Raw genomic sequence first — 19,900 nt, forward strand, 5'->3', positions numbered from 1 at the left:
CGAGGAGCTCTCCCCGCAGGAGCCGACCGCAGTCCAGGAGCCCACCGCAGTGCAGGAGCAGCCCGTCGTGCAGGGGCAGCCTGCGACGCAGGGTGTCCAGGACGGGATGCGGATCGATGTCGTCACGATCTTTCCCGAGTACCTCGAGCCGCTGAACATCTCCCTGGTCGGCAAGGCCCGCGCGCGCGGCCAGCTCGATGTGCACGTCCACGACCTGCGCGAGTGGACGTACGACATCCACCGGACGGTCGACGACAGCCCGTACGGCGGCGGCCCCGGCATGGTGATGAAGCCCGAGCCGTGGGGCGAGGCGCTGGACGGCGTGCTGAGCCGGGGCCCCGAGGGAGAGGTGCCCACGCTGGTGGTGCCCACCCCGAGCGGGCGCCCGTTCACCCAGGAGCTCGCGCAGGAACTCGCCGGGCGTCCGTGGCTCACCTTCACCCCCGCCCGGTACGAGGGCATCGACCGGCGAGTGATCGAGGAGGCGGCCACCCGGATGCCGGTGGTCGAGGTGTCGATCGGCGACTACGTCCTGGCCGGCGGCGAGGTCGCCGTTCTGGTGATGGTCGAGGCGATCGCCCGGCTGCTGCCCGGGGTGCTCGGCAATGCCGAGTCCCACCGGGACGATTCCTTCGCGCCCGGTGCCATGGCCGACCTGCTGGAGGGTCCGGTCTACACCAAGCCCGCCGAGTGGCGCGGTCGGAGCGTCCCGGACGTGCTGCTCAGCGGCAACCACGGTCGGATCGCCCGCTGGCGCCGAGAACAGGCCTTCGCCCGGACCCTGGCGAACCGGCCCGATCTGGTCGAGCGCTGGCAGTACGGCAGCTTCGACAAGAAGGAGCGCGAGGCTCTGAGCATTCTCGGCCTGGCCTGGGACGAGCGGCTCGGCCGATTTCGGTCTGTGGTCGATGGTGTGGAAGAATAGGTCGCTGCTGTCTGTCGCTGGGTCCCTCTCGTAGGGGTCACGTGGTCCGGTGCCCCCGCCACGGGGGGATCATCGCCAGCCGATGCGGCCCGCAGCTAACCCCATTGTGACGAACTTCCGTGGGCGGCCCGTGGCGCCTGCGATGGAGAGCAACATGAGCAACAAGCTCGCTGCTGTCGACGCGGCCTCGCTGCGTAGCGACATTCCGGCCTTCCGCGCCGGTGACACCCTGAAGGTCCACGTCCGGGTCATCGAGGGCAACCGCTCTCGTGTCCAGGTCTTCCAGGGCGTCGTCATCCGCCGCCACGGCGCCGGTGTCGGCGAGACCTTCACCGTTCGCAAGGTCAGCTTCAACGTCGGCGTGGAGCGCACCTTCCCGGTGCACACCCCGGTCGTCGAGAAGATCGAGGTCGTGACCCGCGGTGCGGTTCGCCGCGCCAAGCTGTACTACCTGCGTGACCTCCGCGGCAAGGCCGCGAAGATCAAGGAGAAGCGCGACCGCTGATCCACCGGCCCCCGGTTCTTCCGGGGGATCGGAGCGCTCTAGGGGGCGCGGCTGCCGCACGGTAAGCTCAGCCCCCGATGAGCACGCACGAACCATCCGCGGACCGCGACGGCTGTCCCGCACCCACCGGTGCGGACTCGCCGTCGCGGTCCGCGGCCGTTTCCGCAGTCGTACCTGCTGTACCTGCGGTGGAGCCGCCGGTTGAGCCGGCCGCTGGGCCGGGCCCCCGGTCGGCCACCGAGGCGCCCCGGGAGGCTGCCCGGGGGACCGAGCAGGATGCGGACGGCGACCCGGCGGACGAGCCGGGGGCGTCGCCCCGTTCGCGCTCGCGTGAGCTCCTTCTGCTGGCGGGTACTTGCCTGCTCGCCCTGCTCCTGGTGAACGCCTTCGTGGCACGGCCGTTCGCGGTCCCGTCGGGGTCGATGGAGAACAGCCTGCGTACGGGCGACCGCCTGATCGCGAACCAGCTGGCCTACTCCTTCGGGGGCCATCCGCAGCGCGGCGATGTCGTGGTCTTCGACGGGACGGGTTCCTTTCGGCGTGGATCGGCCGAGCCGACCGGGTTCGGAGGGGCGTTGCGCACGCTCGGTCGGGACCTCGGACTGGCACCGGCCGGCGACTCGGTCTACGTCAAGCGCGTCATCGGCGTCGGTGGAGACCGGGTGACCAGCACCGGGCCCGGTGAGCGGATCACCGTCAACGGTGTGCCGATCGACGAGTCCTCCTACCTCGCGCCGGGGGACGAGCCGTCGAACGTGGCCTTCGACGTGCTGGTTCCGGCCGGCAAGCTGTGGGTCATGGGGGACCACCGCAGTGCCTCCCGCGACTCGCGGGACCACCTGGGCGAGCCCGGGGGCGGCTTCGTTCCCGAGGGAAAGGTGATCGGACGGGCGGAGTGGGTGGTCTACCCGGTCGGTCACTGGGCCGGCTTGGACCGGTCGGCGGCGTTCGCCGCAGTAGGGGGGACCGGTGGCCATGGGGACCAGAGGTAGGGGCCGACTGGCCGACCGACCGGCTGCCGCGTCCTTGGACGAACCGGCGGGAGTGGCCGGGCCCGAGGCGTCGGCGCCCGCACGCGGTCGGGCCGACCGTCGTCGCACCGCGCGCCGGGCCGCCCGCCGTCGCAAGCGCTCCCTCCTGCACGAGATCCCGTTGATCGTCCTGGTGGCGCTGCTGGTGGCACTGGTGATGAAGACCTTCATGGTGCAGGTCTTCGTCATTCCGTCCGGCTCGATGGAGCAGACCATCCAGATCGGTGACCGTGTGCTGGTGGACAAGCTCACCCCCTGGTTCGGCGCCGAACCGGAGCGCGGCGACGTGGTGGTGTTCAAGGACCCGGGTGGTTGGCTGGAGGCCGACCACAAGCCGTCCACGGACGGCCCGGTGCTTCGCGGGGCCAAGCAAGTCCTCACCTTCGTCGGGCTGCTGCCGTCCGACAGCGAGCAGGATCTGATCAAGCGGGTGATCGGTGTCGGCGGGGACACCGTCGAGTGTTGCGACGAGCAGGGCCGTCTCAGCGTCAACGGCACGGCGGTGGACGAGCCGTACCTGGCGCCGGGGAACCCGCCGTCCCGCCAGCCCTTCAAGGTGAAGGTGCCGCAGGGGCGACTCTGGGTCATGGGTGATCACCGGGACGTGTCAGCCGACTCCCGTTTCCACATGGGGAATCCGGGGCAGGGCACCATCCCGCTGAGCGGTGTGGTGGGTCGGGCGTTCGTCATCGCCTGGCCGGTCGGCCGGGTTCATCAACTTGATGCGCCGGGTTCACTCTCCTCGCTGGCGCGGTCCCGTAACGCCCCCGGAACTGGGCCGGATTCGATGAGTGTTGGGCCGCTTCCGATGGAACCTCCGCTCGTTATGGGTGTGTTGGGCATCCTTCCGCTCGTCGGCCGAAGGCCGGGGCGGCCTCCGGAGTAGGCCCGGTCGACCCCCGGCCTGCCGGGCAGCGCGCGTGGGAGCGCGAGCCGGATGTCTGGGAGTGATAGAGAAGTGCTGGTGCGGCCGGTACGCGACAACGGCCGCGTCCGGAGGCTGTGCCGGTGTCAGGTGTCCCCGAGGAGGGCGGCCCTGGGGCCGCGTCACGGTCGATGGTGGAGGTAGTGCCCGCTGTGCGGCACTGTGAGCGCGGACGCGCAGGCGTCCGCACAGCTGGGAGGAGACGTTGTGGGGGATTTGGTGATCGGCGCCCGCTCAGGCGCCGGAGAGCCCGAGGGCTCCGGTCATCGGGCGGAACGGTCGACGGAGTCCGCGGTGTCTTCGAGTTCTGTGGAGGATGCGGCGGTGCAGTCCGCCGACGAACAGGGCAGCGGCGCGGACGACGCCTCCGACGGCTTTCGGGACGAGGTGAGCTCTGAGGGCGAGTCGGACGAGAAGACGGCCGGCAAGGAGCACAAGCAGCGCTCTTTCTGGAAAGAGCTGCCGATTCTGGTCGGTATCGCGCTGGTGCTGGCTCTGGTGATCAAGACTTTCTTCGTCCAGGCGTTCTCCATTCCGTCGGAGTCGATGCAGAACACGCTTCAGGTCGGCGACCGTGTCCTCGTGGACAAGCTGACCCCGTGGTTCGGGGCCGAGCCCGAGCGTGGCGAGGTCGTGGTGTTCCATGACCCGGGCGGCTGGCTGGCGGACGAGCCGACCAAGCAGAGCAGCAACTCCTTCGTCCGGGGTGTTCAGGACGTGCTCAGCTTCGTTGGCCTGATGCCCTCCGAGAACGAGAAGGATCTGATCAAGCGGGTCATCGCGATCGGCGGGGACACCGTCGAGTGCGAGGGCGAGGGACCGGTCAAGGTCAACGGGATCGCCCTCGACGAGCCCTACGTCTACCCCGGCAACACCCCCTGCGGGACGAAGCCCTTCGGCCCGGTGAAGGTGCCGGACGGTCGGATCTGGGTGATGGGCGACCACCGAGCTGACTCGCTGGACTCCCGGTTCCACATGGACCAGCCGGGTGGGGGCACCGTTCCCGTGGACGAGGTCATCGGTCGAGCCTTCGTGGTGGCCTGGCCGATCAACCACTGGGCGACGCTGCCGGTGCCGGAGACCTTCGATCAGAAGGGGCTGGCGGCGGCCGTGCCGTTCGTGCCGCCCGCGGCCGGGGCGGTCGGCGCGGTCGGCCTGCTTCCGCTGGTCCGGCGGCTGAGGGACCGGTCGGAGCGCGAGAAGCAGTCCTGACCACCACCGGGTCGCCCCCGGGTCTTGCGCGGGCCGTGGTACCGACGAGTAATCTGCTCGGACGTGCCACGGCCCGCCGGGTTTTCTGCCTGTGGCCCCGGCGTGTCATGAGCGTCTCCGGGTCGGGCAGGGGTGGATGGTTTCGATGAGCAGTGTCGTGACAGAGGCGGCGGGTCGCCCGCCCGCGTCCGCGCGGTCCCGGCGCAAGCCTTCGGCCGTGCTGCAGGGCGTGTTGATCGGGCTCGGTCTGGCTCTGCTGGTCGGTGGCTTCGTGGTCATGGTGCTGGACTACCGGCCGTACGGCATTCCGACCGGTTCGATGACCCCGACGCTGAAGGTCGGGGACACCGTCGTGGCCCGGCAGATCGACGGCGGGGCCGTCGGCCGGGGCGACGTGGTGGTCTTCCGTGACCAGGCCTGGGGCGGGGAGCTCATGGTCAAGCGGGTGGTCGCGGTCGGCGGCGACACCGTGGCGACCAGCGGGGACGACCAGCGGCTGACCGTCAACGGCAAGCCGGTGGACGAGCCGTACCTGGCGGCGCAGGGCCCGCAGGGGAGCGCGTTCAGCGTGGAGGTGCCGCCAGGTCGGCTCTTCCTGCTGGGGGACAACCGGCAGGGGTCGCTCGACTCCCGTCTCCACCTGGAGATCGACGGCGGCACGATCCCCGTCACCGAGGTCGAGGCCCGGGTGGAGGCCACCGTCCTGCCGTTCGGCCGGACGGGCCTGTTCGCCCGCACCACGGCCTTCGACGCACTCGGCGGGCCGAAGGCCGGCGAACCGGGACCGTTGGAGCCGGCCTTCTACGCCACCGTTGTAGGCGCGGCGCTGATCGTCGTGACCTGCGCGGTGGGAAGCGTGGCCGGCGTGGCTCGCCGGCTGGGTCGCCGCCGCGCAGCCTGACCGCTGCTGGTGCTCCCGCGCCGGGCGCGGTCGCAGCCGACGCCGCAGCCTCAGCTCGCGTCGAAGCCGACGCGACCGCTGCCGGCCGTGGCCCGATTGCTCTGCCGAACATCGCCCCGGACGGTCCTGCCGGGTGGCAGGATCGGGGGAGCCGGCCGGACGGACGAGGGGAGGGGAGAGAGCAGCGATGACGGCCAAGCGCCGAAAGGCTTCACGGATCCTGCTGCTGGACGAGCGGGATCGCCTGCTCCTCTTCCAGGGTTCGGATCCGGCGGTGCCGGACGTCACGTGGTGGTTCACTCCCGGAGGAGGCCTGGAACCGGGGGAGGGCATTCGCGAGGCCGCGGTGCGTGAGCTCGGCGAGGAGACCGGGCTGCGAGGAGTGGAGCTGGGGCCCGTGGTGGCGTACGGCACGGCTTCGTTCTCCTTTCGAGAGCAGTACTACGAGCAGGAGCAGTGGTTCCACCTGGCCCGGACCGTGGAGACGGTGCTCGATCATTCGGGAATGGGCAGGGACGAACACGCCCAATTGCTCGCGGCGCGCTGGTGGACGGTCGAGGAGCTGAAGGAGACCGCCGAAACGATCTATCCGGTCGGGCTGGCGGACTTCCTGGGGCGACTGTTGGCCGAGGGGCCGCCGGTCACGCCGGTAAGGCTCTGAGGGTGAGTGCGGTGGTCCACAATGGGTGGACGTGACAAGTTGAGGGGACGCCTGGATGAGTGCCGAAGATCTCGAGAAGTACGAGACCGAGATGGAGCTCAAGCTCTACCGGGAGTACCGGGACGTCGTCGGCCTGTTCAAGTACGTGATTGAAACCGAGCGGCGTTTCTACCTCACCAACGACTACGAGCTGCAGGTGCACTCGGTCCAGGGCGAGGTCTTCTTCGAGGTGTCGATGGCGGATGCGTGGGTCTGGGACATGTACCGGCCGGCCCGGTTCGTCCGCAAGGTCCGGGTGCTGACCTTCAAGGACGTGAACATCGAGGAGCTCGCGAAGAGCGATCTGGAGCTGCCCTCGGACGACTCCGGGTTCGGGAACTGACGTTGGACCGCTCGGTCCTGTGGTGTCCAGGGGAATTTCGACTTTCCCCGGATTCTCACCCCTGCGGGTGACAGAAGTTATCCACAGGCCCGGGTTATCCACAGGAAATAGCAACTCTCTGGCCCTGCTCCGGGCCGCACGGCAACCTCCGCAGCGGAGGTGGTCACCGTGCAGGACACCAAGCGCACCACGCGCAAGCAGAGCGGCACAGCGAAGGCCCGGCCGGGTGGGCAGGCCCGGCGCGAGGCGGCGCGCCCGCCGGAGGAGCACCCGGCCGAGCTGCCCCGGCTCGACGAGGGGCAGGCTTCGCCGCGCTCGGAGCGGGCCGCTCCGAAGCAGGTCGCGCCGGGGCGCGGCACGAACAACGGCCTTGGCCGCTACGGGGAGCGGGTCGCCGCCCGTCGGCTCGCCGAGAGCGGGCTCAGGATCCTGGACCGCAACTGGCGCTGCGTCGAGGGCGAGCTGGACATCGTCGCCCTCGACGGCGACACGCTGGCGGTCTGTGAGGTGAAGACCCGCTCCGAGCGGGGATTCCAGCAGCCGAGCGAGGCCATCGACCGGGCCAAGGCCGCCCGGCTCCAGCGGCTGGCTGAACGCTGGGTGGCCGAGCGCTGGCCCGACCACTTCGCCCGGCTGGCGGGCCCCGGGTACCGGCCCCCGCCGGCGGATCCGCAGTGGCCGCCCGTTCCGCCCGGTGGTGTTCGGATCGACCTGGTGGCCGTCATCAACCGGGCCCGGGGCGCCGCCTCGGTGGACCACCTGCGGGGGGTGGTCTGAGATGGCCTTCGCCCGTACCTGCTCCGTGGCCCTGGTCGGCGTCGACGGCGTGATCGTCGAGGTCCAGGCGGATCTGGAGCCGGGAGTCGCCGCGTTCACCCTGGTCGGCCTGCCCGACAAAGCGCTCTCCGAGGCTCGCGACCGGGTGCGCGCGGCCCTGGTGAACAGCGGCGAGGTCTGGCCCCAGCGAAAGCTCACCGTCGGGCTCAGTCCCGCTTCGGTGCCCAAGAGTGGTAGCGGCTTCGACCTCGCGGTGGCCTGCGCCGTCCTCGCCGCGGCCGAGCGGCTGGATCCGTCGTCCATCGCCGATCTGTTGATCATCGGCGAGCTCGGGCTCGACGGACGGGTGCGCCCGGTGCGGGGCATCCTGCCGTCGGTGCTCGCCGCCGCCGATGCCGGCTACCAGCGGGTCGTGGTGGCCGAACAGACTGCTGCCGAGGCCTCGCTGGTCCCGGGCGTCACCGTCATCGGCGTGCGCAGCCTGCGCCAGCTCATCGCCGTCCTCACCGGCGCCCCCGAGCCGGACGAGCCGCCCGACCCGATCAGCGGCCGCCCGGATCCGCTGATGGCCGGGCTGATGTTGCCCACCGCAGGGGTGCGCGGGCTGCCCGACGACAGAGCCGCCCGGCTCGACCTGGCCGACGTGGCGGGCCAGTACGAGGCCCGGCGCGCCCTGGAGATCGCCGCAGCGGGCGGTCACCACCTGTATCTGAAGGGCCCACCGGGTGCGGGCAAGACGATGTTGGCGGAGCGATTGCCGGCGCTGCTGCCGCCGCTCACCCAGAAGGAGGCCCTGGAGGTCACCGCGGTGCACTCGGTGGCGGGGCTGCTCCCGGCCGGCCGGCCGCTGATCGGCTGCGCGCCGTACTGCGCCCCGCACCACTCCACCACCATGCCGGCGATCGTCGGCGGTGGTAGCGGCCTGCCCAGACCGGGTGCGGTCTCGTTGGCCCACCGGGGCGTGCTGTTCCTGGACGAGGCTCCGGAATTTCCGGTCAGGGTGCTCGACGCGCTGCGTCAGCCGCTCGAATCGGGTGAGGTGGTGATCGCCCGATCGGCCGGATCGCTCCGGCTGCCGGCCAGGTTCCTGCTCTGCCTGGCCGCGAATCCCTGCCCCTGTGGGCGGTACTCGCGGCGGGGTGAGGGGTGCGAATGCACTCCGGCGATGGTCAGTCGCTACCAGGGGCGGCTCTCCGGGCCGCTGCTCGACCGGGTCGACCTCCAGGTCCAGGTCGCGCCGGTGACGAGGGTCGAGCTGATGGAGCGGGACACCACGGCGGAGAGCACCACGACCGTCGCCGCCCGGGTGCTGGCCGCGCGGGAGCGCGCGGCGGCCCGGCTGGCGCACACGCCGTGGCGGACCAACGCCGAGGTACCCGGCCATGAGCTGCGGACACGCTGGCAGCTCGGGCCCAACGCGCTGAACGACGCCGCGCGACAGCTGGAGCGCGGCCTGCTGACCGCCCGTGGCCTGGACCGGGTGCTCCGGGTCGCCTGGACGGTCGCCGATCTCGCCGGCCGGGACCGTCCTGACCAGCGGGACGTGCGGACGGCGCTCGTGCTCCGTACCGGTGTCGAGCAGGGGCTGCCGCTGGTCGAGCGCTCCTCCGGCCGGTTCGGCAGCGGTCCGGTGCCGCAGACCGGGGCGAAGAGCGACCAACTGCTCCGGGCCGACCCATCCGCCGTCACCCCCGACCAGCGGCCGAGCGACAAGGAGATCTGAGCATGAACCAGACGATGAACCATCCTCAGCACCCCGCCGAAGCCGCCCGGGAGGCCGGGCCCGAGCGTCGCGCCAGGGCGGCGCTGAGCAGACTCAGCGAACCCGGCGACGCCGTCCTGGGCCGGTGGCTCACCCAGCTCGCCGCCGCCGATGTCGTCCGGGCGATCAGGGACGGCACCGTCCCCGACCACCCGGGTCTGGACGCGGACCGGCTCGCCGCCTACCGGGCCAGGCTCGTCGACGTCGACCCCGTCGCCGATCTGGAACGAGTGCGAACCGTCGGTGGACGCTTCATCATTCCGGGCGACACGGAATGGCCGAGCCAACTGGACGACCTGGGGGACGGCAGACCGCTCGGACTCTGGGTGGCCGGGACGGGTTCACTGCGGCTGCTCGCCCTTCGATCGGTCGCGGTCGTCGGTGCGCGGGCCTGCACGGCCTACGGCGCACACGTCGCGGGGGAGCTGTCGGCGCAGCTGGCCGAACGAGGGTGGGTCGTGGTTTCCGGGGCGGCGTACGGGATCGATGCCTCCGCCCATCGGGGTGCGCTGGCCGTCGGGGGAATGAGCATCGGGGTCCTCGCCTGCGGTGTCGATGTGGCCTACCCGAGGGGCAACGCCCAGCTGATCAGTCGGATCGCCTCCCAAGGGCTGTTGCTGAGCGAGCTTCCGCCGGGGGAACACCCGAACAGGTTCCGGTTCGTGCTGCGCAATCGTGTGATCGCGGCACTCACCCGAGGCACGGTGGTGGTCGAGGCGGCGTTGCGCAGCGGGGCGCTGAGCACGGCCAGACGAGCCCGTGACCTCAACCGGCACACGATGGGTGTCGCCGGGCCGGTGACGTCGGAGCTTTCGGCCGGAGTGCACGCCCTGATCCGCGGTGGCGCCACGCTGGTCACCGACGCGGCCGAGGTCGCCGAACTGATCGGGGCGATCGGTGACGATCTCGCACCGCAGCGCAGCGGGCCGGTGCTGCCGAGGGACCTCCTGGAGCCGGCCGTGGCGAGAGTGCTGGAGGCCGTGCCGGCCACGGCGGAGGGCTCGCCGGTCGAGCGCTTGGCCCGGCAGTCGGGGCTCCCGCCGGACGAAGTGCTCCAGCGGCTCTACGAGTTGGGGTCGCTCGGTTTCGTGGAGCGGCACGGCGCCCACTGGCGGTTGGTACGGGGGAGGTGACCGACCGGGGCGGATCAGGACGAATCGGGGCGCGCCCGGGGAGTGGTGGCAGGTGGGTGATGGGGGTGGATCGGTGGACGCGGCGTTCACCCTCCGGTGCGGGGCTGCGACGACACGAACGCCACCGGATCGGGGGACGACCGAGTGGCGGTAGCACATTGCAGTGAGTCGGTCACGCTACGCTCGCCATGCCTTCCCTATCAGCACATGACTCGGCAGAACGGCGCAGACCAACGCATGCCCACACACATTCCCGGACACAGAGTGACCGGTGGCGCCCGGTCCTCGGGAGGGCCGCGGACCGAGCGGCGCCCCGTGACCGAGTTCCCGCCCAAGGCGACGGGTGCGATGGGGGCCCTGGCCCGGCAGGGTGGCCGACCGGCGCACGCCGGCGCGTACGCCGGTCGGCCGGACGAGCCCGGTACGCCTGATGCCCCTGAGGCGGCCGCCGCCCCCGCCGCCGCCCCCGCCGCCGCCACCCCCGACGCGCCCGGCGTCCCCGGACCAGGCCAGGGCGAGGGGCAGGGCGAGGGCCCGGCGCCCGCGCCCGTCGCGACGCCGGCGCCCCGGCGGGAGCCCGGCGGCCATGAACGCACAGCGCTGGAAGAGCTCTGGCGCTCCTACAAGGAAACGGGTGACCAGCGGCTGCGGGAGCAGCTGATCCTGCATTACTCACCGCTCGTCAAATACGTGGCGGGCCGGGTCGGGGTCGGGTTGCCCTCCAATGTCGAGCAGGCCGACTTCGTCTCCTCGGGAGTCTTCGGACTGATCGACGCGATCGAGAAGTTCGACATCGATCGGGCCATCAAGTTCGAGACCTACGCGATCAGCCGGATCCGTGGCGCGATCATCGACGAGCTGCGGGCACTGGACTGGATCCCGCGCTCGGTGCGGCAGAAGGCGAAGGCGGTCGAGCGGACGTACGCGACGCTGGAGGCCAGGCTGCGCCGCACTCCGCACGAGCCCGAGGTCGCAGCCGAGATGGGCATCGCGATCGAGGACCTGCACGCCATCTTCAGTCAGCTCTCCCTCGCCAACGTGGTGGCGCTGGACGAGCTGCTCCACCCGGTGGGCGAGGGCGGGGACCGTCCGAGCCTGGGCGACACCCTGGAGGACCGCGGCGCGGACAACCCCGTCGAGGTGGCCGAGGACCGGGAGCTGCGCAGGCTGCTGGCACAGGCGATCAACACCCTGCCCGAGCGGGAGAAGACCGTCGTGACGCTCTACTACTACGAGGGCCTCACCCTCGCGGAGATCGGTCAGGTGCTGGGGGTGACGGAGAGCCGGGTCAGCCAGATCCACACCAAGTCGGTGCTGCAGTTGCGAGCCAAGCTGTCGGACATCCGGTAGCACCTCTTTCCGCGGCTCCTCCGCTGCGGAGCTTGAGCCGGGTGTGCCGGGTTGGTCCACCGGGTTGCCGGTCCGTCCGTGCCCGGCCGCCTCCCCGTCAATGCGCGGCGCCGTATCGGTGGCGTGTAGGGCTCCGTACAGTGGGACAGTGCCGAAGATCCGAGCGGCCACTCTGGCCGAGCACCGACAGCTGCAGCGCGCAGCCCTCCTCGATGCTGCCCGCAGCCTGCTCAGCGAGGGGGGAATGGATGCCCTGACCTTTCCCGCGCTCGCGGCGCGGACCGGGTTGGCGCGCTCCTCGGTCTACGAGTACTTCCGTTCCCGTGCCGCCGTGGTCGAGTTGCTCTGCGAGGTCGACTTCCCGCTCTGGGCGGCCGAGATCGAGGCCGGGATGGAGAGCTGCGACACCGCGGCGGCCCGGATCGAGGCCTATGTCCGGGGTCAGCTCGCGCTGGCCGGGGACCCTCGGCACCGGGCGGTGGCGGCGATCTCCGCGCTGGAACTCGACGAGGCGGCCCGGGAGCGGATCCGGGCAGCCCACGGAAAGCTCGTCGGCCTGGTGGTCCAGGCCCTCCAGGACCTCGGTCACGAGCAGCCGCGGCTGGCGGCGGGTCTGCTCCAGGGGATCGTGGAAGCCGCCGTCCGACAGGCCGAGCAGCGCGCCGCAGGCGGACCGGCCGAGAGCCCGGACGTGATCGCGGACGCCGCTGTCGCGCTCGCCCTGCACGGCCTGGGCGGGAGCTGACCCGAGCCGGCCTCACCGCCCCCGTCCGAGCGGGAGCAGCCGGGCCGCACCGACGCCGAACAGCGCGAGGGGATCGAGGTACCGGTCGCCGCGCAGCAGCCCCCAGTGGAGGCAGTCGCGGCCCGCGCAGTGAGCGGCGCCCGGGGTGAGTCGCCCGATCACCTCGCCGGCCAGGACGGTGGTGCCGACGGGGACGGTCCCGGAGACGGGCAGGTAGGTGGTCCGCAGCGGCGGAGTGCCGGAGGCCGGGTGCGTGACGGTGACCACCGGTCGGCCCGCCACCAGGCCGGAGAACGAGACCACTCCGGGGGCCGCCGACCGGATGTCCGCACCGCTGTCGGCGGCGAGATCCACGCCCCGGTGCCCGGCGGCCCACGCCTTGGCCGGTGCCTCGAACCGCTTGATCAGCCCACCCGGACCGCCCACCGGCCAGACCCTTCCGGGACCGGGACCGGGACCGGGACCGGGACCGGGACCGACACCGGGCCCAACAGCTGCGCCGCCGCCGGCGTTCACCACCCCACCACCGGCGGCACCGCGCAAGCCCCTTCCCGCCACCCCCGCGGCGTGGCCCACCGACCCGGGCAGGACGGTCAGCAGGAGGGCCGTCACCGCCAGGAGCGCGAGCAGCAGCAGTCGATGATTGCGCCCGGGTCCCGGCCCGAGCGGTGGGGGCAGCGCCAGCGCGGCGGCCCGGCCCACACCGTCGCGCGACGCTCCGCCCACCGCGCCGGCGAAGGCACGAGAGCGGCCGGAGGACGTGGGGGCAGTGCCGGCACCGAGGACAGTCGTCATGCCGCCGAGGCTCTCCGCAGGGCGCGGACCCGACCACCCCCGCCCCGATTCCTGTGGATAACCGGCCCCTGTGGACAGCCACCGTCCCCCCAACGGGTGACGCGCCCCCGAGCGGGCTTCCGCAGTGGCTCCGTGGGCCCGGCGCGACGGCACGGAGCACGCCCGCCGACCCGCCCCACCGGCCGTCCCACCCGTCTCCCCACCCAGCTCCGGTCCCTGTGGAGTCGCCCGCCGCTCGGCGCTTCCCGTACACTTCACACGCGACCCGGTCCGCCGGGTCGACTTCGCACGCCCCGCCACCGGTGGACGGATGCGGCTCAGCCGCCGCCCCCGCCAGGTGCGAGTGCCGCTCGGTCCGCCGAGCCCGAACCGGTCCCCGGACCGCTCGGGCCGAAGCGGCTCGGCACGTTCGGGGCGTCAGGCGTGGCTGTCACCTGGCTGCCACGGACAAAACCGAGCCTGACCCGGCCGTACGCAGACGCCGAGCGGGGAGCGCCACCGCGCGAACCACGACGTCGACTGCGCGGGAGCCGGGCGCAACACCTTAGGAGTACGGCTATGGCCGTCGTCACGATGCGGGAGCTGCTGGAGAGCGGCGTCCACTTCGGTCACCAGACCCGCCGCTGGAACCCGAAGATGAAGCGCTTCATCATCACCGAGCGCAACGGCATCTACATCATCGACCTCCTGCAGTCGCTGAACTACATCGACCGCGCCTTCGAGTTCATCAAGGAGACCGTTGCCCACGGCGGCAGCGTCCTCTTCGTCGGCACGAAGAAGCAGGCCCAGGAGGCCATCGCCGAGCAGGCCACCCGCGTGGGCATGCCCTACGTGAACCAGCGCTGGCTCGGCGGCATGCTGACCAACTTCTCGACCGTCTACAAGCGTCTGCAGCGCCTCAAGGAGCTCGGCGAGCTGGACTTCTCGGACGTGGCCGGCTCCGGCCTCACCAAGAAGGAGCTCCTGGTCCTCCAGCGCGAGCACGACAAGCTGGAGAAGACCCTCGGTGGTATCCGCGACATGCAGCGCGTTCCCAGCGCTGTCTGGATCGTGGACACCAAGAAGGAGCACATCGCGGTCGGCGAGGCCCGGAAGCTCAACATTCCGGTCGTCGCCATCCTCGACACCAACTGTGACCCCGACGAGGTCGACTACAAGATCCCGGGCAACGACGACGCGATCCGCTCCGTCACCCTGCTGACCCGTGTGATCGCCGACGCCGTCGCCGAGGGCCTCAAGTCCCGCGCTGGTGTCGCCAAGGGCGACGCCAAGGTCGAGCCGGGTGCCGACCAGCCGCTGGCCGACTGGGAGAAGGACATCCTCGAGGGCGAGAAGAAGGCTGAGGAGGCCCCCGCCGCCGAGGCTGCCGCCGAGGTCGAGGCGCCCGCTGCCGAGGTCGAGGCCCCCGCCGCCGAGGCTGCTGCCGAGGTCGAGGCGCCCGCCGCCGAGGCTCCGGCCGCTGACGAGGCCCCGGCCGAGCAGGCCTGACGTACCAAGGGTGAGGGGCACCCGCCGGTGCGACACCGGTAGGTGCCCCTCTCTCCCGCGCCGGAGCCGAACCATCGGCTCCGGCGCAACTCCACGCAGACACGCGAGACGCGAGAAGAGATTCACACCATGGCGAACTTCACCGCCGCGGACGTCAAGAAGCTCCGTGAGCTCACCGGCGCCGGCATGATGGACTGCAAGAAGGCTCTGGACGAGGCCGAGGGCAACGTCGACAAGGCCGTCGAGCTCCTGCGCATCAAGGGCCAGAAGGGCGTCGCCAAGCGCGAGGGCCGTGACGCCTCCAACGGCGCCGTCGCCGCCCTGATCGCCGAGGACAAGAAGTCCGGCGTTCTGGTCGAGCTCAACTGCGAGACCGACTTCGTCGCCAAGGGTGACAACTTCGTCAAGGTCGCCGACGCGATCGCCGCCCACGTCGCCGCCACCGCGCCGGCCGACCTGGACGCCGCGCTGGCCTCCGAGATCGAGGCCGGCAAGACCGTCCAGCAGTTCGTGGACGAGGCCAACGCGACCCTGGGCGAGAAGATCGTCTTCCGTCGCTTCGCCCAGTTCTCCGGTGACGGCTTCGTCGCCGTCTACCTGCACAAGACCAGCCCCGACCTGCCGCCGGCCGTCGGCGTCCTGGTCGAGCTGGACAAGGAGAACGCCGAGGTCGCCAAGGACGTCGCGCAGCACATCGCCGCCTTCGCGCCGAAGTACCTCTCCCGCGAGGAGATCCCGGCCGAGGAGATCGAGAACGAGCGCCGCGTCGCCGAGGCCACCGCTCGCGAGGAGGGCAAGCCGGAGGCCGCCCTGCCGAAGATCGTCGAGGGTCGCGTCACCGGCTTCGTGAAGGAGAACTCCGTTCTGGAGCAGGCCTTCGCCAAGGACAACAAGAAGACCGTCGCCAAGGTTCTCGAGGAGAACGGCGTCGCCCTCAAGCGCTTCGCCCGCTTCCGCGTCGGCGCCTGAGCCACGTTCCACCGGACTCCCGGCACGCTTAGGCTGGGAACCGCCCCCGCCCGCTGACCAGGGCGGGAGGGACGCGCCGAACGGGCTCACCCAGCGTCATCCGTCTATGGGCGGGCCGCGTCGGCACCATGAACGACGAGGAGGCCATTGCCGTGCAGGACACCGTACCGGTTCCCGCGGCAGTGGCCTCTTCGCGTGTACGCGCAGGCCGGGGATCCGCACACCCGCGCCTGTGAACCAGTAGGTGTAGAAGGAGAAGTCCATGCAGGAGACGCAGGAGACCGCACAGGACCCCCAGGCCGGCTCGCCCCGCCGGGTGCTGCTGAAGCTGTCCGGTGAGGCCTTCGCCGGTGGTGGCGGGCTCGGCGTCGACCCGGACGTCGTGCACGCGATCGCCCGTGAGATCGCCACGGTCGTCCGCGCCGGTACCGAGGTCGCGGTGGTCATCGGTGGTGGCAACTTCTTCCGTGGCGCCGAGCTGCAGGTGCGCGGCATGGACCGGGCCCGTTCCGACTACATGGGCATGCTCGGCACCGTGATGAACTGCCTGGCGCTGCAGGACTTCCTGGTCAAGGAGGGCATCGAGACCCGGGTCCAGACCGCGATCACCATGGGCCAGGTCGCCGAGCCTTACCTGCCGCTGCGCGCCGTCCGGCACCTGGAGAAGGGCCGTGTGGTGATCTTCGGTGCGGGTATGGGCATGCCCTACTTCTCCACCGACACCACGGCCGTCCAGCGCGCGCTGGAGATCCACGCGGACGTGCTGCTGATGGGCAAGAACGGCGTGGACGGCGTCTACGACTCCGACCCCCGGACCAACCCGGACGCGGTCAAGTTCGACGCACTGGAGTACTCCGAGGTCATCGCGCGCGACCTCAAGGTCGCCGACCTCACCGCGATCACGCTGTGCAAGGACAACAACCTCCCGATGCTCGTCTTCGAGCTGCTGGCGGAGGGCAATATCGCGCGTGCGGTGAAGAGTGAGAAGATCGGCACACTCATCAGCCAGGATTCTGTCCGGGCCTGAGCAGCAATCAGCCGTACGGGACGGCGCCGAAACCGTGTTCGGCGGCGTCCGCACCGCGACCGGTTCGGACGCCGACACCGGTCGGGACAACAGCAGATGAACCGGACAGGGAGTACACAGTGATCGAAGAGACCCTCCTCGAGGCCGAGGAGAAGATGGAGAAGGCTGTCGAGGTCGCCAAGAACGACTTCGCCGCCATCCGGACCGGCCGCGCGCACCCGGCGATGTTCGCCAAGATCGTGGCCGAGTACTACGGTGCCGTGACGCCGATCAACCAGCTGGCCTCCTTCTCCGTGCCGGAGCCGCGGATGGCGGTCGTCGCGCCGTTCGACAAGACCGCGCTGAAGGCCATCGAGCAGGCGATCCGCGACTCCGACCTGGGCGTCAACCCCTCCAACGACGGGTCCATCATCCGGGTGGTGCTTCCCGAGCTCACCGAGGAGCGCCGCCGCGAGTACATCAAGGTCGCCCGCGGCAAGGGCGAGGACGCCAAGGTCTCGATCCGCTCCGTGCGCCGCAAGGCCAAGGACGCCATCGACAAGCTGGTCAAGGACGGCGAGATCGGTGAGGACGACGGCCGCCGCGCCGAGAAGGAGCTCGACGACACCACGGCCAAGTACGTGGCCGCCGTCGACGAGCTGCTGAAGCACAAGGAAGCCGAGCTGCTCGAAGTCTGATGAACGACGCCCCTGACGCCCCTGGCTACTGGGGCCCATCCGACGAGCAGTACCAGCAGTACCAGCCGCACCCCCCGTACCGGCCCGCGCACGCGCCGCAGCCGGCCGCACCGGGCGCTGCGGGTGACCCCGGCCACCGAACGGGTCACTCGCAGCAGCCTCCGGTGTACTGGGGCGGTGACGCGGAGGAGACTCAGGTCATGCCCCCCGTACCGGCCGACCCAGGGTCCGACCCCGCCGAGGGGCCGACCCGGGAGGCCGGGCGGTTGAGCGGCCCGCTGTTCCGGGACGAGCAGCCCCGGACGGCGGTGCCGGGTGCGGCGGAGACGGTCGTGCTGCGCGCGATCACCGACGACGCCCCCACCCCCGGCCGCGGCGGTCCGCCGTACCCGGGGGCCCCGGCGTATCCCGCGCCGCCGCAGAGCCACCCGGCGGCCGGGCAGCCCCACCCTGTGCCGTTGTCCCACCCAGGGCAGGAGACACCCGTGGCCCAGCCCGACCCGCAGCCGCAGCCGCGCAAGCAGCGCGGCGGTCGCAACCTCCAGGCCGCGATAGGCGTGGGCGTCGGCCTGGGGGCGGTGATCATCGCCTCGCTGTTCGTGGTGAAGGCGCTGTTCCTGTTCGTGGTGATGGCGGCCGTGTCGGTCGGGATCTGGGAGCTGACCAGCCGACTGGCCGAGCGCAAGCAGATCAAGGCGCCGCTGGTCCCGCTGGTCGCGGGCGGCATCGCGATGATCGCCACCGGTTACTGGGCCGGGGTCCAGTGGGCGGCGGCCTCGCTGGCGCTGACCGGGCTGGCGGTGATGGTCTGGCGGATGGCCGAGCCGCCGGAGAACTACCTGCGGGACATAACGGCGGGTATCTTCACCGCCTTCTACGTGCCGTTCCTGGCCACCTTCGTGGCGATGATGCTGGCGGCGGACGACGGCCCGCAGCGGATCGTGCTGTTCCTGATCGTCACCGTCTGCAGCGACACCGGGGCCTACGCGGTGGGCTACAAGTTCGGGAAGAACAAGCTGGCCCCGACGATCAGCCCGGGCAAGACCCGCGAGGGTCTGGCCGGCGGCATCGGCCTGTCGATGCTGGCCGGCGCGCTGCTGATGCAGCTGATCATCGACGACGGCAGCTGGTGGCAGGGCCTGATCCTGGGCGGCTGCGCGGCGGTCGTGGCCACCCTGGGCGACCTGGGCGAGTCGATGATCAAGCGCGACCTCGGCATCAAGGACATGGGCACGCTGCTGCCCGGCCACGGCGGCATCATGGACCGGCTGGACTCGCTCCTGCCGACCGCCCCGGTGGTGTGGCTGCTGCTGGCGGCCTTCGTCGGCAGCTGAGCCCCGGGCCGCAGTTTCGACCTCGCACCCGGGCAGCGTGCCCGGGCCGTGCGAGCCGGGCAGCGCGGCCGGCCGGGCCGTGACGGTGAGTGAGGGCCCCGGGCGCCAGGCGTCCGGGGCCTTCGCCGTCTGCCGAGGTCCGAACGTCTGCGACACTGGATGAACCATGCCTAAGCCCGGAGAACTCACCTTTGTCGCGCCGCGTGGCGCCAAGCCCCCGCGACACCTCGCCGACCTGAGCCCCGCCGAGCGCAAGGAGGCCGTCGCCGAGCTGGGCGAGCAGCCGTTCCGCGCGAAGCAGCTCTCCAACCACTACTTCGGCCGGATGTCGAACGACCCGGCGAGCTGGACGGACATCCCCGCCGCCAGCCGGGAGAAGCTCACCGAGGGCCTGCTCCCCGAGCTGATGTCGGTCGTCCGCCACGTCTCGTGCGACGACGACACCACCCGCAAGACGCTCTGGAAGCTGTTCGACGGCACGCTCGTCGAGTCCGTGCTGATGCGCTACCCGGACCGGGTCACCATGTGCATCAGCTCGCAGGCCGGCTGCGGCATGAACTGCCCGTTCTGCGCGACCGGCCAGGCCGGGCTGACCCGCAACCTGTCCACCGCCGAGATCGTCGAGCAGATCGCTGCCGGGATGCGCGCGCTCAAGGCGGGCGAGATCCCGGGCGGCGAGGCCCGCCTCTCCAACGTGGTCTTCATGGGCATGGGTGAGCCGCTGGCGAACTACAACCGGGTGCTGGCCTCGATCCGCCGGCTCACCGACCCGGCGCCGGAGGGCTTCGGCCTCTCCCAGCGCGGGGTCACCGTCTCCACCGTGGGCCTCGTCCCGGCGATGAACCGACTCGCGGACGAGGGCCTCTCCTGCCGTCTGGCGCTGTCGCTGCACGCCCCGGACGACGAGCTGCGCGACGAGCTGGTGCCGGTCAACACCCGGTGGAAGGTCGCCGAGGTGCTCGACGCGGCGTGGAACTACGCGGAGAAGTCCGGCCGCCGGATCTCCATCGAGTACGCGCTGATCAAGGACATCAACGACCAGGCGTGGCGGGCGGACCTGCTCGGCCGGCTGATCAAGAACCACCGGGTGCACGTCAACCTGATCCCGCTGAACCCGACCCCGGGTTCCAAGTGGACGGCCTCCCGGCCCGAGGACGAGCGCGAGTTCGTCCGCCGGCTGCAGTCGCACGGCGTGCCCACCACCGTCCGCGACACCCGGGGCCAGGAGATCGACGGCGCCTGCGGCCAGCTCGCCGCAGCGGGCTGAGGCACCGGACGGAGCGAAGCACCGGACGCTCCGA

At 71.3% G+C, this 19,900-nt stretch carries 20 protein-coding genes; 19 read left to right on the plus strand and 1 reads right to left on the minus strand.

Annotation, left to right across the window (positions count from 1 at the left end; all coding sequences use genetic code 11):
- Positions 1–106 precede the first annotated feature (106 nt).
- From trmD to ACFVYI_RS25200, 13 genes are all read left to right on the plus strand, one after another.
- Positions 107–925 carry a tRNA (guanosine(37)-N1)-methyltransferase TrmD gene (gene trmD, locus ACFVYI_RS25140; protein ID WP_387889412.1) on the plus strand — a complete coding sequence of 273 codons (819 nt, stop codon included), beginning with the start codon at positions 107–109 and terminating at the stop codon, positions 923–925.
- Between the two features lie 154 nt (positions 926–1,079).
- Entirely contained in the window at positions 1,080–1,430 is a 351-nt protein-coding gene (gene rplS, locus ACFVYI_RS25145; RefSeq protein WP_063347674.1) for a 50S ribosomal protein L19, read from the plus strand.
- A gap of 77 nt (positions 1,431–1,507) precedes the next feature.
- Positions 1,508–2,422, plus strand: a complete 915-nt coding sequence (gene lepB / locus ACFVYI_RS25150; RefSeq protein WP_387889341.1) for a signal peptidase I — start codon at positions 1,508–1,510, stop codon at positions 2,420–2,422.
- Between the two features lie 160 nt (positions 2,423–2,582).
- On the plus strand, positions 2,583–3,347 hold the full coding sequence (gene lepB, locus ACFVYI_RS25155) for a signal peptidase I (RefSeq protein WP_387889343.1): 765 nt from the start codon (positions 2,583–2,585) through the stop codon (positions 3,345–3,347).
- Between the two features lie 246 nt (positions 3,348–3,593).
- On the plus strand, positions 3,594–4,598 hold the full coding sequence (gene lepB / locus ACFVYI_RS25160) for a signal peptidase I (RefSeq protein ID WP_387889345.1): 1,005 nt from the start codon (positions 3,594–3,596) through the stop codon (positions 4,596–4,598).
- 217 nt (positions 4,599–4,815) lie between these two features.
- Positions 4,816–5,499: a signal peptidase I gene (gene lepB, locus ACFVYI_RS25165; RefSeq protein ID WP_387889348.1), complete on the plus strand. Its 684-nt coding sequence runs from the start codon at positions 4,816–4,818 to the stop codon at positions 5,497–5,499.
- A gap of 187 nt (positions 5,500–5,686) precedes the next feature.
- Complete coding sequence (locus ACFVYI_RS25170; protein ID WP_387889350.1) at positions 5,687–6,160, plus strand: NUDIX domain-containing protein; 474 nt, start codon at positions 5,687–5,689, stop codon at positions 6,158–6,160.
- Between the two features lie 55 nt (positions 6,161–6,215).
- On the plus strand, positions 6,216–6,542 hold the full coding sequence (locus tag ACFVYI_RS25175; RefSeq protein ID WP_148642766.1) for a DUF2469 domain-containing protein: 327 nt from the start codon (positions 6,216–6,218) through the stop codon (positions 6,540–6,542).
- 279 nt (positions 6,543–6,821) lie between these two features.
- The gene (locus ACFVYI_RS25180) at positions 6,822–7,319 is read left to right on the plus strand and encodes a YraN family protein (RefSeq protein WP_387889414.1); all 498 of its coding nucleotides are present in this window, start codon (positions 6,822–6,824) and stop codon (positions 7,317–7,319) included.
- Between the two features lies 1 nt (position 7,320).
- Positions 7,321–9,042 (plus strand): YifB family Mg chelatase-like AAA ATPase, encoded by a 1,722-nt coding sequence (locus tag ACFVYI_RS25185; RefSeq protein WP_387889353.1) that lies wholly within the window; start codon positions 7,321–7,323, stop codon positions 9,040–9,042.
- Positions 9,043–9,044: 2 nt separating this feature from the next.
- Entirely contained in the window at positions 9,045–10,214 is a 1,170-nt protein-coding gene (gene dprA / locus ACFVYI_RS25190; protein WP_387889355.1) for a DNA-processing protein DprA, read from the plus strand.
- Between the two features lie 315 nt (positions 10,215–10,529).
- Positions 10,530–11,564: an RNA polymerase sigma factor WhiG gene (gene whiG / locus ACFVYI_RS25195; protein WP_387889358.1), complete on the plus strand. Its 1,035-nt coding sequence runs from the start codon at positions 10,530–10,532 to the stop codon at positions 11,562–11,564.
- Positions 11,565–11,736: 172 nt separating this feature from the next.
- Positions 11,737–12,309: a TetR/AcrR family transcriptional regulator gene (locus ACFVYI_RS25200; RefSeq protein ID WP_387889417.1), complete on the plus strand. Its 573-nt coding sequence runs from the start codon at positions 11,737–11,739 to the stop codon at positions 12,307–12,309.
- Positions 12,310–12,321: 12 nt separating this feature from the next.
- Here the strand turns inward: ACFVYI_RS25200 and ACFVYI_RS25205 are convergent, their stop codons facing one another.
- Positions 12,322–12,735 carry a M23 family metallopeptidase gene (locus ACFVYI_RS25205; protein WP_387889361.1) on the minus strand — a complete coding sequence of 138 codons (414 nt, stop codon included), beginning with the start codon at positions 12,733–12,735 and terminating at the stop codon, positions 12,322–12,324.
- A 927-nt stretch (positions 12,736–13,662) separates the two neighbouring features.
- On the opposite strand from ACFVYI_RS25205, the gene rpsB reads away from it, so the two are divergent.
- The 6 genes from rpsB to rlmN all read left to right on the plus strand — a co-directional run bounded on the left by rpsB (position 13,663) and on the right by rlmN (position 19,866).
- Positions 13,663–14,592, plus strand: a complete 930-nt coding sequence (gene rpsB, locus ACFVYI_RS25210; protein WP_387889363.1) for a 30S ribosomal protein S2 — start codon at positions 13,663–13,665, stop codon at positions 14,590–14,592.
- Between the two features lie 129 nt (positions 14,593–14,721).
- Entirely contained in the window at positions 14,722–15,561 is an 840-nt protein-coding gene (tsf, locus tag ACFVYI_RS25215; RefSeq protein ID WP_387889366.1) for a translation elongation factor Ts, read from the plus strand.
- Between the two features lie 262 nt (positions 15,562–15,823).
- A complete protein-coding gene (gene pyrH / locus ACFVYI_RS25220; protein WP_329489781.1) occupies positions 15,824–16,588 on the plus strand; it encodes a UMP kinase in 765 nt (254 codons plus the stop codon).
- Positions 16,589–16,707: 119 nt separating this feature from the next.
- Positions 16,708–17,265 carry a ribosome recycling factor gene (gene frr / locus ACFVYI_RS25225; RefSeq protein ID WP_387889369.1) on the plus strand — a complete coding sequence of 186 codons (558 nt, stop codon included), beginning with the start codon at positions 16,708–16,710 and terminating at the stop codon, positions 17,263–17,265.
- 200 nt (positions 17,266–17,465) lie between these two features.
- The gene (locus ACFVYI_RS25230) at positions 17,466–18,599 is read left to right on the plus strand and encodes a phosphatidate cytidylyltransferase (RefSeq protein WP_387889371.1); all 1,134 of its coding nucleotides are present in this window, start codon (positions 17,466–17,468) and stop codon (positions 18,597–18,599) included.
- Positions 18,600–18,765: 166 nt separating this feature from the next.
- Positions 18,766–19,866 (plus strand): 23S rRNA (adenine(2503)-C(2))-methyltransferase RlmN, encoded by a 1,101-nt coding sequence (rlmN, locus tag ACFVYI_RS25235; RefSeq protein WP_387889374.1) that lies wholly within the window; start codon positions 18,766–18,768, stop codon positions 19,864–19,866.
- Positions 19,867–19,900 lie beyond the last annotated feature (34 nt).

The organism is Kitasatospora sp. NPDC058218, assembly GCF_042882445.1.
Taxonomy (GTDB): Bacteria; Actinomycetota; Actinomycetes; order Streptomycetales; family Streptomycetaceae; genus Kitasatospora.